Origin of the sequence: Pseudomonas sp. MM213, assembly GCF_020423045.1 — a bacterium.
GTDB lineage: Bacteria > Pseudomonadota > Gammaproteobacteria > Pseudomonadales > Pseudomonadaceae > Aquipseudomonas > Aquipseudomonas migulae.
Window position 1 is genome coordinate 5,022,383 of sequence record NZ_CP081943.1, and the last position, 14,179, is coordinate 5,036,561.

Sequence of the window (14,179 nt, forward strand, 5' to 3'; positions counted from 1 at the left end):
CCCCTCCGCAAAATCCTCCCGAAAAATTTCATCTTCTCCAAAACCCTTGATCCAGGGGGCTTCCAGCCTTCCAAAAACTTTTCTTGAACACCCATCAAACAAGTTGGCCGCTTGATTGCATATGCTTGTATGTACAAGTAAAGACGTATGCGTATGAGTCGATCGAGACTCTCCGCAGCGTCCACTGATTCGCTTGTGTCGCGTTGACGCGCACAGGCTGGCTTACCCACCGCCAGGGTTGGTTTGAATTGATCGCTGAGGAGTCTTTTTCGTGACTGACAATACCCAGAAACCTACTAAGTTTCGTGACGTTGAAATCCGTGCCGCCCGCGGTAATAAGCTGACCGCCAAGAGCTGGCTGACCGAAGCGCCGCTGCGCATGCTGATGAACAACCTCGACCCGGAAGTCGCCGAGAACCCTAAAGAGCTGGTGGTTTACGGTGGTATCGGTCGTGCGGCGCGTAACTGGGAATGCTACGACAAAATTGTCGAAAGCCTGACCAACCTGAACGAAGACGAGACCCTGCTGGTGCAATCCGGCAAGCCGGTCGGCGTGTTCAAGACCCACAGCAACGCTCCACGCGTACTGATTGCCAACTCCAACCTGGTGCCACACTGGGCGAGCTGGGAACACTTCAACGAACTCGACGCCAAAGGCCTGGCCATGTACGGCCAGATGACCGCCGGCAGCTGGATCTACATCGGTAGCCAGGGCATCGTTCAAGGCACCTACGAAACCTTCGTCGAAGCCGGTCGCCAACACTACAACGATGACCTCAAAGGTCGTTGGGTCCTGACCGCAGGCCTGGGCGGCATGGGCGGCGCTCAACCTCTGGCTGCAACCCTGGCCGGCGCTTGCTCGCTGAACATCGAATGCCAACAGGTCAGCATCGACTTCCGTTTGAACAGCCGCTACGTCGACGAGCAAGCCAAAGACCTCGACGACGCTCTGGCCCGCATCGAGAAATACACCAAGGAAGGCAAAGCGATTTCCATCGCCCTGCTGGGTAACGCTGCTGAAATCCTGCCGGAACTGGTCCGCCGCGGTGTGCGTCCGGACATGGTCACCGACCAGACCAGCGCCCACGACCCGCTCAACGGTTACCTGCCGGCCGGCTGGACCTGGGAAGAGTACCGCGCTCGTGCCAAGACCGAGCCTGCTGCCGTGGTGAAAGCCGCCAAGCAATCGATGGCCGTGCACGTTAAAGCGATGCTGGATTTCCAGAAAATGGGCATCCCGACTTTCGACTACGGCAACAACATCCGTCAGATGGCCCAGGAAGAAGGCGTGGAAAACGCATTCGACTTCCCAGGCTTCGTACCAGCTTACATCCGTCCGCTGTTCTGCCGTGGTATCGGCCCGTTCCGTTGGGCTGCACTGTCGGGCAACGCCGAAGACATCTACAAAACCGACGCCAAGGTCAAAGAACTGATCCCGGACGACGCCCACCTGCACAACTGGCTGGACATGGCGCGCGAGCGCATCAGCTTCCAGGGTCTGCCGGCGCGTATCTGCTGGGTTGGCCTGGGCCTGCGCGCCAAGCTTGGCCTGGCGTTCAACGAAATGGTACGCAGCGGTGAATTGTCCGCGCCAATCGTGATCGGCCGCGACCACCTGGACTCCGGTTCGGTGTCGAGCCCGAACCGCGAAACCGAATCGATGCAAGACGGTTCCGATGCCGTGTCCGACTGGCCACTGCTCAACGCCCTGCTCAACACCGCGAGCGGCGCGACCTGGGTTTCCCTGCATCACGGCGGCGGCGTCGGCATGGGCTTCTCCCAGCATTCCGGCATGGTGATTGTCTGCGACGGTACTGACGAAGCGGCCGAGCGTATTGCCCGCGTTCTGCACAACGACCCGGCCACAGGCGTTATGCGTCACGCCGATGCGGGTTACCAGATCGCGATCGACTGCGCCAAGGAACAAGGGCTGAACCTGCCGATGATTACCGGTAAATAAAACAGCCTTAGGCACTACGCAAAACCTGTAGGAGCGAGGCTTGCCCGCGAAGGCGTCTTTACTGACCCACCGCGGTTCGCGGGCAAGTCGGATCGCCGCACCGCTCGCTCCTACAGGGGGATATACCAACCCGGAAGAACAATCCACAGAGGTTGAATCATGGCTGTTAACAACGATCGTGCAGGCAGCAAACCGTTGATCGAGAAACGTTCGATCGACTACATCCCGGAAGCGGAAAGACACGGTCGTCTGTTCAGCCAGTTCACGCTGTGGATGGGTGCCAACCTGCAAATCACCGCGATTGTCACCGGGGCCCTGGCCGTGGTGCTGGGCGGTGACGTGTTCTGGTCGTTGATCGGTCTGTTGATCGGTCAACTGCTCGGCGGCGGGGTGATGGCGCTGCACGCTGCGCAAGGGCCCAAGCTTGGCCTGCCGCAGATGATCTCCAGCCGTGTGCAGTTTGGCGTTTATGGCGCGGCGATCCCGATCGTGCTGGTGTGCCTGATGTACCTGGGCTTCACCGCAACGGGTACCGTGCTGTCCGGCCAGGCGCTGGGCCAGTTGTTTGGCGTCAGTGACACCGTCGGTATCCTCATCTTCGCCAGTGTCATCGTGCTGGTCACGGTGCTGGGGTATCGGGTGATCCACTGGATTGGCCGTATTGCCAGCGTCATTGGTGTGATTGCCTTCGTTTACCTGTTCAGCCGTTTGATGAGCCAGACTGACGTTGGCGCACTCCTGCAAATCCGCCACTTCAGCTGGAGCAGCTTCCTGCTGGCGGTGTCGCTCGCGGCGTCCTGGCAGATCGCCTTTGGTCCTTACGTGGCTGACTATTCACGCTACTTGCCGAGCAAGACTTCCTCGGTGAAAACCTTTTTCGCCGCGGGTGCAGGTTCGGTCATTGGCGCGCAGGTGGCGATGATCCTCGGCGTGTTTGCCGCCGCTTCGGCCAATGGGCAATTCGCCGGTCACGAAGTGGCCTACATCGTGGGTCTGGGTGGTACCGGTGCCACCGCTGCGCTGCTGTACTTCAGCATCGCGTTCGGCAAGGTCACCATCTCCACGCTGAACTCCTACGGCAGCTTCATGTGCATCGCGACCATCATCAGCGGTTTCCGTGGTGACCTGAAAGTAACGCGCTTGCAGCGTCTGCTGTTTGTGCTGGTCATCGTGGGTGCGGCGACCCTGATGGCGTTGCTCGGCCAGCACTCGTTCCTCGGTGCGTTCAAGTCCTTCATCCTGTTCTTGCTGGCGTTCTTTACCCCATGGAGCGCGATCAACCTGGTGGACTACTACTGCATCACCCGCGAGCGCTATGACGTGCCGGCGCTGTCCGATCCGAACGGTCGTTACGGTCGTTGGAACGTTCTGGGTATCAGCGTCTATGTTTTCGGTGTGCTGGTGCAGCTGCCGTTCATCTCCAGCAAGTTCTATACAGGTCCGCTGGTGGCCGCTCTGGGTGATGTGGATATCTCCTGGATCATCGGCCTGGTGGTTCCCGCCGCCCTGTATTACGTGTGTGCAAAAAAATGGCACGGCACAGTGCCCGATCAACTGATCCTGCCGGTCGAGCGGGACGTTATTACCGAACAAAAGCTGAATGTCGGTCGCGCTGCGGCGCAGGCCTGATTGGACGTGGACAGGGCTGGATGCCTCTTGACTGCCGTAAGCCAATTCATGATTAGGAGCGTCACAACAATGAAATCGAACAAGACCCTGCTGACCACATTGCTTTCCATGGGCCTGCTGGCCAGCGCCGGCGCCACTCAGGCAGCCGGTTGGTGCGAATCGGGCAAACCGGTGAAATTCGCCGGCCTGAACTGGGAAAGCGCCATGCTCCTGACCGACGTGCTGCAAGTCGTGCTGGAGAAAGGCTACGACTGCAAGACCGACAGCCTGCCGGGCAACTCCATCACCATGGAAAACGCCCTGAGCAGCAACGACATTCAAGTGTTTGCCGAAGAATGGGTCGGCCGCAGCGAAGTCTGGAACAAGGCCGAGAAGGCCGGCAAAGTCGTCGGTGTCGGTGCGCCAGTCGTGGGCGCAGTCGAAGGCTGGTACGTGCCGCGCTACGTGATCGAAGGCGACGCCAAGCGCAAACTGGAAGCCAAGGCGCCGGACCTGAAAAACATTGCTGACCTGGGCAAGTATGCCGCCGTGTTCAAGGACGCCGAAGAGCCCGCCAAGGGCCGCTTCTACAACTGCCCGGCGGGCTGGACCTGTGAGCTGGACAACAGCGAAATGCTGAAAAGCTACGGCCTGGAAAGCAGCTACACCAACTTCCGTCCGGGCACCGGCCCGGCACTGGATGCCGCAGTGCTGTCGAGCTACAAGCGTGGCGAGCCGATCCTGTTCTACTACTGGTCGCCAACGCCGCTGATGGGCCAGGTTGACCTGGTGAAACTCGAAGAGAAGCCGGGCGTGGACAAGCGCGTGACCATCAAGGTCGGCCTGTCCAAGACCTTCCATGAGCAAGCCCCGGAACTGGTGGCCGTGCTGGAAAAGGTCAACCTGCCGATCGACCTGCTGAACCAGAACCTCGGGCGTATGGCCAAAGAGCGGATCGAGTCGCCAAAACTGGCCAAGATCTTCTTGAAGGAACATCCTGAAGTCTGGCACGCATGGGTGAGCGAAGACGCAGCCAAAAAGATCGACGCGGCCTTGTAGGTTGAGCTTCTCCGACTGCCGTCAGCGGCAGTCGGATGCTTGATCGCAACCCCTTGATTGAGAGTCTCTTATGTTTCCCGAAAGCTTTACCTTTTCCATCGCCGACTGGGTCAACGGTTGGGTCGATTCGCTGGTCACCAACTACGGCGATGTGTTCCGCAGCATCTCCGACACCCTGTTGTGGGCCATCGTCAATCTTGAAGGGCTGCTGCGTGCGGCGCCCTGGTGGCTGATGCTGGCGATCGTGGCGGGCGTTGCCTGGCACGCGACCCGCAAGGTCGTGACCACCTCCGTGATCGTCGGTTTGCTGTTCCTGGTGGGCGCGGTCGGCCTCTGGGACAAGCTGATGCAGACCCTCGCGCTGATGATGGTCGCGACGGTCATTTCGGTGCTGATCGGCATTCCGCTGGGCATTCTCTCGGCACGCAGCAATCGCCTGCGTTCGGTGCTGATGCCGTTGCTGGACATCATGCAGACCATGCCGAGCTTCGTGTACCTGATCCCGGTGCTGATGCTGTTTGGCCTGGGCAAGGTCCCGGCGATTTTCGCCACCGTGATCTACGCCGCGCCGCCGCTGATCCGCCTGACTGATCTGGGCATCCGCCAGGTCGACGGTGAAGTGATGGAAGCGATCAACGCCTTCGGTGCCAACCGCTGGCAGCAACTGTTTGGCGTGCAATTGCCGCTGGCCCTGCCGAGCATCATGGCCGGGATCAACCAGACCACCATGATGGCCCTGTCGATGGTGGTGATTGCCTCGATGATCGGTGCCCGTGGCCTGGGTGAAGATGTGTTGGTGGGGATTCAGACCCTCAACGTCGGACGCGGCCTTGAAGCCGGTCTGGCGATCGTGATTCTGGCAGTGGTGATCGACCGCATTACACAGGCGTACGGTCGTGCACGGCATGAGGTGAGCAAATGAGCAACGCAGCCATCAGCAAGATCGAAGTCAAAAACGTCTTCAAGATTTTCGGTAACCGTTCCAAGGAAGCGCTGGGCATGATCGGCCAGGGCAAGACCAAGGATCAGGTGCTGGCCGAAACCGGCTGCGTGGTCGGTGTGAACGACCTGTCGTTGAGCATCGGCAGCGGCGAGATCTTCGTGATCATGGGCCTGTCCGGTTCCGGTAAATCGACCCTGGTGCGCCACTTCAACCGCCTGATCGACCCGACCAGCGGCGCGATCCTGGTGGATGGCGTGGACATCCTGCAGTACGACATGGAAGCCCTGCGCGAATTTCGTCGTCGCAAGATCAGCATGGTGTTCCAGAGCTTCGGCCTGTTGCCGCACAAGACCGTGGTGGACAACGTCGCCTACGGCCTGAAAGTGCGCGGCGAGAGCAAGCAGATGTGCACCGAACGCGCGCTGCACTGGATCAACACCGTGGGCCTCAAGGGCTACGAAAACAAATACCCGCATCAGCTCTCGGGCGGCATGCGTCAGCGTGTGGGCCTGGCACGTGCGTTGGCGGCGGACACCGACATCATCCTGATGGACGAAGCCTTCAGTGCGCTCGATCCGCTGATTCGCGCCGAGATGCAGGACCAGTTGCTGGAGCTGCAAAAGACCCTGCACAAGACCATCGTCTTCATCACCCACGACCTCGACGAGGCCGTGCGCATCGGCAACCGCATCGCGATCCTCAAGGATGGCCGCCTGATTCAGGTCGGCACCCCGCGAGAGATCCTGCATTCGCCGGCGGATGAGTATGTCGACCGGTTCGTACAGCGGCGGGCGGCGGTGGTTTAAAGGTTTGCGGCGTTTGTGCCGGCCCCATCGCGAGCAGGCTCGCTCCCACACCTGTAGGAGCGAGGCTTGCCCGCGAAGGCGGCGGTAGAGCTGCATCAATATTCAGGATGTACGGTTGAGGTTAATGATGTCCCAGGCTGAAAAAATCGTTATCGCCGATGCCCCGTTGCGTTGGCAGGATGTGGTCGCGGTAGCCCGTCACGGCGCACAACTCGAGCTGTCGGCCCAGACCTGGGCACGCATCGACAATGCCCAGGCGATCGTCCAGCGCATCGTCGCCAGCGGCGAACGCGCCTATGGCGTCAACACCGGCCTGGGCGCGCTTTGCAACGTATCGCTCAAAGACGAACAGCTCAGCCAACTGTCGCGCAACACCTTGCTCAGCCATGCCTGTGGCGTCGGCGCACCACTGGCCGACGAGCAGACCCGCGCGATCATGTGCGCAGCGATCCGCAACTACTCCCAGGGCAAATCCGGCATTCATCGGCAAGTGGTCGAAGCCTTACTGGCGCTGCTCAATCGGGGCATCACCCCGCAAGTGCCGTCCCAGGGTTCGGTCGGTTACCTGACCCACATGGCACACATCGGCATCGCACTGCTGGGTGTCGGCAATGTCAGCTATCGCGGGCAGATTGTTTCCGCTCAACAGGCGCTGGCTGAAGAAGGCCTGCAACCGGTTCAACTCGGTGCCAAGGACGGTTTGTGCCTGGTCAACGGCACGCCGTGCATGAGTGGCCTCAGCTGCCTGGCGATTGCCGATGCGACGCGCCTGCTGCAGTGGGCCGACGTAATCAGTGCCATGAGCTTCGAAGCCCAGCGCGGTCAGATCGCGGCGTTCGACGCCGAGATCATCGCACTCAAACCGCATCCGGGCATGCAACAGGTCGGGATCAACCTGCGGGCGCTGCTTGATGGCAGCGAAGTGATTGCCAGCAGCAAAGGCATTCGTACGCAGGATGCGCTGAGCATCCGGTCGATCCCGCAAGTCCATGGCGCCGCTCGCGATCAGCTCGATCACGCGATCAAGCAAGTCGAAACAGAACTCAACGGCTGCACGGACAACCCGTTGCTGCTGGGCACGCCGGATGACTTCCGCGTCATGTCCCAAGCCAACCCACATGGCCAGTCGGTCGCGTTGGCGGCGGATTTGCTGGCGATTGCCATGGCCGAAATCGGCTCCATCGCCGAACGACGTCTGGACCGTTTGATCAACCCGCACGTCAGCGGTTTGCCGGCGTTCCTGGTGGCCAATCCGGGGGTGAACTCCGGGATGATGATCGTGCAATACGTCGCCGCTTCGCTGTGTGCGGAAAACCGCCAGTTGGCGCAACCGGCGGTGCTCGACAACTACGTCACTTCCGGCTTGCAGGAAGACCACCTGAGCATGGGCACCAACGCCGCGCTGAAGCTGCATCGCGCGCTGGAAAACTGCACGCAGATCCTCGCCATCGAGTACCTGCTGGCGGCCCAGGCTTTTGAGTTCCTCAAAGAGCAACGCTTCGGCGCCGGCACCGATGCGGCGTGGCGTCTGCTGCGAGAGCGTGTTCCGGCCTACGACCAGGATCGCTGGCTGGCACCGGACATCGCCGCCGCTGCCGGCGTATTGAAAGACTCGAATTTGCTGCACAAGGCTTTACCGAATCTGAACTGATTTCCACACAACACCAACGTGCCAAGGCGCGGCTCCCAAAAAGCGAGTCGCGACGGACAACGGATATCTCCGGAGCGTCTGGTGAGTCTTCTTCGTTTATGAAGAATAAAAACTCTCAAAAGGAGCACAAAATGACTGCACTAAACCTGATCCCCGGCCAACTGAGCCTTGCCCAACTGCGTGATGTCTATCAGCAACCGGTCAAAATCACCCTCGATAACAGCGCTGCTGCCCAGATCGAAGCCAGCGTTGCCTGCGTGGAACAGATCCTCGCCGAGAACCGCACCGCTTACGGCATCAACACCGGTTTCGGCCTGCTGGCCTCGACCCGCATCGCCAGCGAAGACCTGGAAAACCTGCAGCGCTCGCTGGTGCTGTCCCACGCTGCCGGCGTCGGCGAGCCGATCAGCGACGCGTTGGTGCGTCTGGTCATGGTGCTCAAGGTCAACAGCCTGAGCCGTGGTTTCTCCGGTATTCGTCGCGTGGTCATCGACGCGCTGATCGCCCTGATCAACGCCGAGGTTTACCCGCACATTCCATTGAAAGGTTCGGTCGGTGCCTCCGGCGACCTGGCGCCATTGGCCCACATGTCGCTGGTGCTGCTGGGTGAAGGCAAGGCTCGTTACAAAGGCGAGTGGATGGAAGCGACCGAAGCGCTGAAAGTCGCCGGTCTGACCCCGCTGACCCTGGCCGCGAAAGAAGGCCTGGCGCTGCTCAACGGTACTCAGGTGTCCACCGCTTACGCGCTGCGTGGTCTGTTTGAAGGTGAAGATCTGTTCGCGGGCGCCCTGGCTCTGGGCGGCCTGACCGTCGAAGCGGTGCTGGGTTCGCGCTCGCCGTTCGACGCCCGCATCCACGCCGCCCGTGGCCAGAAAGGCCAGATCGACGCCGCTGCCGCTTACCGCGACTTGCTGGGCGAGCGCAGTGAAGTGTCCGATTCGCACGAGAACTGCGAAAAGGTCCAGGACCCGTACTCCCTGCGCTGCCAGCCGCAAGTCATGGGCGCCTGCCTGACCCAGTTCCGTCAGGCTGCCGAAGTATTGGCCGTCGAAGCCAACGCCGTTTCGGATAACCCACTGGTGTTCGCAGCTGAAGGTGACGTGATCTCTGGCGGTAACTTCCACGCCGAACCTGTCGCGATGGCCGCCGACAACATGGCCCTGGCCATCGCTGAAATCGGCTCGCTGAGCGAACGCCGCATCTCGCTGATGATGGACAAGCACATGTCGCAACTGCCGCCGTTCCTGGTGGCCAATGGCGGCGTGAACTCCGGTTTCATGATCGCCCAGGTGACCGCTGCGGCACTCGCCAGCGAGAACAAGGCGTTGTCCCATCCGCATTCGGTGGACAGCCTGCCGACCTCCGCCAACCAGGAAGACCACGTGTCGATGGCTCCGGCTGCCGGCAAGCGTCTGTGGGAAATGGCCGAGAACACCCGTGGCATCCTCGCGGTGGAATGGCTGGCCGCCGCTCAAGGCCTGGACCTGCGCGACGGTCTGAAGACCTCGCCGAAACTGGAAAAGGCTCGGGCGATTCTGCGTAAAGAAGTGCCGTTCTATGAGAAGGACCGTTTCTTTGCGCCGGACATCAATGCGGCCAGCGAGTTGTTGGCGACGCGTTGCCTGAATGAACTGGTATCGGCGAAGTTGCTGCCTAGTCTGTGATGGCCTCTTCGCGGGCAAGCCTCGCTCCTACCTTGTAGGAGCGAGGCTTGCCCGCGAACCGATTTTGAACATTGTGGAGATTACGGGATGAAAACTCTCTGGCAACACTGCCACGTCGCAACCATGGCGCAAGGCGTCTACTCGATCATCGAGGACGCGGCCATCGTGACGTCCGGTGCGCACATTGAGTGGATCGGCCCACGTGCTGAACTGCCGGCGGGTGAATACCCGGCCGTCAACGATTTGAACGGGGCCTGGGTTACGCCGGGCCTGATCGACTGCCACACCCACACGGTGTTTGGCGGTAACCGCAGCGGTGAATTCGAACAGCGTCTGCAAGGCGTCAGCTATGCGGAAATCGCCGCGGCCGGCGGCGGCATCGCCAGCACCGTGCGCGCCACGCGCGCGGCCAGTGAAGACGAGTTGTTCGCCAGCGCCGCCAAGCGGTTGAAGAGTTTGATGCGCGATGGCGTGACCAGCATCGAAATCAAATCCGGCTACGGTCTCGACCTGGCCAACGAACGCAAGATGCTGCGCGTGGCCCGCCGTCTCGGGGCCGAACTGCCGATCAGTGTGCGCAGCACCTGCCTGGCGGCCCACGCCTTGCCGCCGGAATACAAGGATCGCGCCGACGACTACATCGATCACATCTGCGCCGAGATGCTCCCGGCCCTGGCCGCCGAAGGGCTGGTGGATGCGGTGGACGCGTTTTGCGAATACCTGGCGTTTTCGCCGGCACAGGTCGAGCGCGTGTTCGTCACAGCGCAAAAACTGGGCTTGCCGGTGAAGCTGCATGCCGAGCAACTGTCGTCGTTGCACGGTTCGAGCCTGGCGGCGCGTTATCACGCTCTGTCCGCCGATCACCTGGAATTCATGACCGAAGAAGACGCCATCGCCATGGCCGCGTCCGGCACGGTCGCCGTGTTGTTGCCCGGCGCGTTCTACTTCCTGCGTGAAACCCAATTGCCGCCAATGGATGCGTTGCGCAAACACGGGGTGAAAATCGCCATCGCCAGCGACCTTAACCCCGGCACTTCGCCGGCGCTGTCGCTGCGCTTGATGCTGAACATGGCTTGCACCTGTTTCCGCATGACCCCGGAAGAAGCCCTGGCCGGTGCGACGATCCATGCCGCCACCGCGCTGGGCATGGCCGAGACGCACGGCTCGCTGGAAGTCGGCAAGGTTGCGGATTTCGTTGCCTGGCAAATCGATCGTCCCGCCGACCTGTCGTACTGGCTGGGCGGTGACCTGGAAAAACGCGTCGTGCGTCACGGCGTCGAAACAAGCGTTTAGGAGAGCAGTTGTGGATAAGGTTCTGAACTTCAAACAAGGCCGCGTGCCGCTGCTGATCAGCATGCCCCACGCCGGCGTGCGCCTGACCCCGGCGGTTGAAGCCGGGTTGATCCCCGACGCGAAAAGCTTGCCGGACACTGACTGGCACATCCCGAAACTCTACGAATTCGCTGCCGAGCTGGGCGCCAGCACCCTGGCTGCCGAGTACTCGCGCTTCGTCATCGACCTGAACCGACCGTCTGACGACAAACCGTTGTACGTCGGCGCCACCACCGGTCTGTACCCGGCGACGCTGTTCGATGGCATTCCGTTGTTTCGTGAAGGCATGGAACCGTCGGCGGCTGAGCGTGCGACGTATCTGGAGCAGGTCTGGACGCCGTATCACAGCACGTTGCAGAACGAGCTGGCTCGTATGAAAGCCGAATTCGGCTATGCATTGCTGTTTGATGCGCACTCGATCCGCTCGATCATCCCGCACCTGTTCGACGGAAAGCTGCCGGACTTCAACCTCGGCACGTTCAACGGCGCCAGTTGCGATCCACAGTTGGCGACTCAACTGGAAGCGATCTGCGCCAGGCACACCGATTACAGCCATGTGCTGAACGGGCGCTTCAAGGGCGGCCACATCACCCGGCACTACGGCAATCCGGCGCAAAACATCCACGCCGTGCAACTGGAGTTGGGCCAGTGCACGTACATGGAAGAGTTCGAGCCGTTCCGTTATCGCCCGGACCTGGCAGAGCCGACGCAAGTGGTGCTCAAGGAGTTGCTGCAAGGGCTGCTGACCTGGGGCCAAAAGCACTACAGCCCCTGAAGCCTGGCGCAAAACCCTGTAGGAGCGAGCTTGCTCGCGATGGACGTTAACGATAACGCGTGCTGCCTGAATAAACGCGTTGCCCATAGGTTTTTCGCGAGCAAGCTCGCTCCTACACGGGGTGGTGTTCATTCGAAAGTGCTGCCTCACAGTCGCCACTGTGCAAATCTCGGTCGCTACAGTTCGCTTTTGGTCTCTCACTGCTGCGTAATGTTCTGGACACGGTGCATCAAGACACCGGACCCATAATAATTCTGCCGCACGAGATCATTCCCAATGAAAAGACTGTTGACCTGCTGTCTCTCAATCCTCTGCGGTACCGCTCTTCTGAGCACCCCTGTTCTGGCCAGTGACGATGCTTCCTGCAAAGCCGTGCGCATGGGCGTGGTCAACTGGACCGACGTCATCGCCACCAGCGGCATGGCCGACGTGCTGCTCAACGGCCTTGGCTACGAAAGCAAGCAAACCAGCGCCGTGCAGCAAATCATCTTCGCTGGCATCCGCGACAAGCGCCTGGACATCTTCCTCGGTTACTGGAAACCGGCGATGGACAAAAACATCGCGCCGTTCCTGGCCGCCAATCAAGTGAAGGTCCTGGAAAAACCGAGCCTGGCCGACGCCCAGGCAACCCTCGCCGTGCCGGAATACGTGGCCGAGGCCGGGCTGAAAACCTTCGCCGATATCGCCAGGTTCAAGGACCAGCTCGGCGGCAAAATCTACGGCATCGAGCCGGGCAGTGGCGCCAACACCACGATCAAAACCATGATCGAGTCCAATCAGTTCGGCTTGAAGGATTTCAAACTGATCGAGTCCGGTGAGGCCGGCATGCTTGCCGCCGTGCAACGGGCGGTGAATCGCAAGGAGTTCGTGGTGTTCGTCGGCTGGACTCCGCACCCGATGAACATCAACATGAAAATCGCCTACCTGACCGGCAGCGAAGACGTTTACGGGCCAAACGAAGGCGCGGCGACGGTCTCCACCGTGACGTCCCCGGACTACGCCGAGCGTTGCCCGAACGTGAACCGCTTGCTGGAGAACCTGACCTTCACCGCCGCCCAGGAAAGCCAGCTGATGGTGCCGATCATGGAGCGCAAGACGCCGCAGGACGTGGCCAGGCAGTGGCTGCGTGATCATCCGCAAGACCTGCAGCGCTGGTTGGCCGGTGTCAGCAGTTTTGATGGCAAGGATGGTGTTGCCACCGTTCAGGCCAGCCTGAAAAACTGACCGTAACGCAAAACCCCTGTAGGAGTGAGCCTGCTCGCGATGGTCTGTCAGCTACATTGATGTCGCCTGACACTCCATCGCCGGCAAGCCGGTCTCGCTCCTACAGGGGTTATCCACTGTCCACAAAACCGCGGCGGCAGGTCCATGGAAACTTATCCCCTTTCTGACCAAATGACGGCATTCGTCGAGAAAACCGTCAGCTTCAACGCCACCGACACCAGCCTCGCCGGACTGCGCCAGGCCTACAGCGAGATGTGCCGGGCGTTCACCCCTGCCGCGTCCCGCCGGGCTGTATGTCGTGGATTTTGAATTGGCCGGCGTACCGATTCGGTCCTATCAGCCAACAGCTTTGCCATCGACCGACGGTAGCCCGTGCATTGTGTATCTGCACGGCGGCGGTTGGGTGGTGGGGGATCTGGATTCCCACGACTTCATCTGCGCCGAGCTGGCGTCGACGCTCGGCGTGTTGGTGATCGCGGTCGATTATCGTCTGGCGCCGGAGCATCCGTTTCCAGCGGCGTTCGATGACTGCCTGAAAGTCTGGCGAGCGCTGCGCACCGGGCCGTTTCAGCTGGACCCCGCACGTACGCTGGTGGCCGGCGACAGCGCCGGTGGCAATCTCGCCGCCGCGCTGTGCCTGGCACTGCGCGATGCGGGTGAACCACTGCCGGCGGCGCAAGTGCTGATCTATCCCGGCCTCGGTGGCGATCACCGTTTGCCTTCACGCAGTGAATGCAGCGACGCTCCTCTGCTCAGCAGCAGTGACGTGGATTGTTATCACGCCTTGTATTTGCGCGGCACTCAAACGCCTGGCACCTATGCCATGCCGTTGCTCGCCGGGGATTTGCGCGGATTGCCGCCGGCAATGATCGCGGTGGCGCAATTCGACCCGCTACGCGATGACGGCGTGCTGTACGCCGAGCGCCTGAACGCTGCGGGCGTGGCCGCGACGCTTTATTACGGGGAAGGGCTGGTTCATGGCTGTTTGCGGGCGCGGGGTCAGGTCGCGGAGGTCGATGCGCTCTACGAAACGCTGCTCGGCTATTTGGCAAAAAAACGGGTGGCAAAACTCTGACTCTGCATGGACATGCTCATTGACGTAAATCGGGTTTATGATGCCCAACGGCAGAATAATAGAAGTCCCCCCAGGGATGACC

At 60.9% G+C, this 14,179-nt stretch carries 10 protein-coding genes and 1 pseudogene; all 11 read left to right on the forward strand.

All coding sequences use genetic code 11. The annotated features are described in order from the left end of the window. The first annotated feature begins 271 nt into the window (after positions 1 to 271). The 11 genes and pseudogenes from hutU to K5R88_RS23030 all read left to right on the forward strand — a co-directional run bounded on the left by hutU (position 272) and on the right by K5R88_RS23030 (position 14,097). Entirely contained in the window at positions 272 to 1,960 is a 1,689-nt protein-coding gene (gene hutU, locus K5R88_RS22980; RefSeq protein WP_192226835.1) for a urocanate hydratase, read from the forward strand. 159 nt (positions 1,961 to 2,119) lie between these two features. Then, a complete protein-coding gene (locus tag K5R88_RS22985) occupies positions 2,120 to 3,589 on the forward strand; it encodes a purine-cytosine permease family protein (RefSeq protein WP_223452978.1) in 1,470 nt (489 codons plus the stop codon). A 69-nt stretch (positions 3,590 to 3,658) separates the two neighbouring features. Beyond that, positions 3,659 to 4,627, forward strand: coding sequence for an ABC transporter substrate-binding protein (locus tag K5R88_RS22990; protein WP_008025265.1), 969 nt, complete (start codon positions 3,659 to 3,661; stop codon positions 4,625 to 4,627). Positions 4,628 to 4,697: 70 nt separating this feature from the next. Further along, on the forward strand, positions 4,698 to 5,549 hold the full coding sequence (locus K5R88_RS22995) for an ABC transporter permease (RefSeq protein ID WP_008025264.1): 852 nt from the start codon (positions 4,698 to 4,700) through the stop codon (positions 5,547 to 5,549). Continuing rightward, positions 5,546 to 6,376 (forward strand): quaternary amine ABC transporter ATP-binding protein, encoded by an 831-nt coding sequence (locus K5R88_RS23000; protein WP_008036590.1) that lies wholly within the window; start codon positions 5,546 to 5,548, stop codon positions 6,374 to 6,376. The genes K5R88_RS22995 and K5R88_RS23000 overlap by 4 nt, the downstream gene beginning before the upstream one ends. 127 nt (positions 6,377 to 6,503) lie before the next feature. Continuing rightward, a complete protein-coding gene (gene hutH, locus K5R88_RS23005; protein ID WP_226298417.1) occupies positions 6,504 to 8,027 on the forward strand; it encodes a histidine ammonia-lyase in 1,524 nt (507 codons plus the stop codon). Positions 8,028 to 8,158: 131 nt separating this feature from the next. Then, positions 8,159 to 9,691, forward strand: coding sequence for a histidine ammonia-lyase (gene hutH / locus K5R88_RS23010; RefSeq protein WP_223415491.1), 1,533 nt, complete (start codon positions 8,159 to 8,161; stop codon positions 9,689 to 9,691). A gap of 87 nt (positions 9,692 to 9,778) precedes the next feature. Beyond that, positions 9,779 to 10,984, forward strand: coding sequence for an imidazolonepropionase (gene hutI / locus K5R88_RS23015; protein WP_223452985.1), 1,206 nt, complete (start codon positions 9,779 to 9,781; stop codon positions 10,982 to 10,984). Positions 10,985 to 10,994: 10 nt separating this feature from the next. Next, complete coding sequence (hutG, locus tag K5R88_RS23020) at positions 10,995 to 11,798, forward strand: N-formylglutamate deformylase (protein WP_008025256.1); 804 nt, start codon at positions 10,995 to 10,997, stop codon at positions 11,796 to 11,798. Positions 11,799 to 12,074: 276 nt separating this feature from the next. Beyond that, positions 12,075 to 13,022, forward strand: a complete 948-nt coding sequence (locus K5R88_RS23025; RefSeq protein ID WP_008025254.1) for a choline ABC transporter substrate-binding protein — start codon at positions 12,075 to 12,077, stop codon at positions 13,020 to 13,022. Positions 13,023 to 13,166: 144 nt separating this feature from the next. Continuing rightward, positions 13,167 to 14,097, forward strand: a pseudogene (locus tag K5R88_RS23030) (alpha/beta hydrolase). Positions 14,098 to 14,179 lie beyond the last annotated feature (82 nt).

What these genes read in the sequence shown, in the direction of transcription:
- K5R88_RS22985 (WP_223452978.1), top strand. Translation starts at nt 2,120, where the DNA reads ATGGCTGTTAACAACGATCGTGCAGGCAGCAAACCGTTGATCGAGAAA.
- K5R88_RS22990 (WP_008025265.1), top strand. Translation starts at nt 3,659, where the DNA reads ATGAAATCGAACAAGACCCTGCTGACCACATTGCTTTCCATGGGCCTG.
- K5R88_RS22995 (WP_008025264.1), top strand. Translation starts at nt 4,698, where the DNA reads ATGTTTCCCGAAAGCTTTACCTTTTCCATCGCCGACTGGGTCAACGGT.
- K5R88_RS23000 (WP_008036590.1), top strand. Translation starts at nt 5,546, where the DNA reads ATGAGCAACGCAGCCATCAGCAAGATCGAAGTCAAAAACGTCTTCAAG.
- hutH (WP_226298417.1), top strand. Translation starts at nt 6,504, where the DNA reads ATGTCCCAGGCTGAAAAAATCGTTATCGCCGATGCCCCGTTGCGTTGG.
- hutH (WP_223415491.1), top strand. Translation starts at nt 8,159, where the DNA reads ATGACTGCACTAAACCTGATCCCCGGCCAACTGAGCCTTGCCCAACTG.
- hutI (WP_223452985.1), top strand. Translation starts at nt 9,779, where the DNA reads ATGAAAACTCTCTGGCAACACTGCCACGTCGCAACCATGGCGCAAGGC.
- K5R88_RS23025 (WP_008025254.1), top strand. Translation starts at nt 12,075, where the DNA reads ATGAAAAGACTGTTGACCTGCTGTCTCTCAATCCTCTGCGGTACCGCT.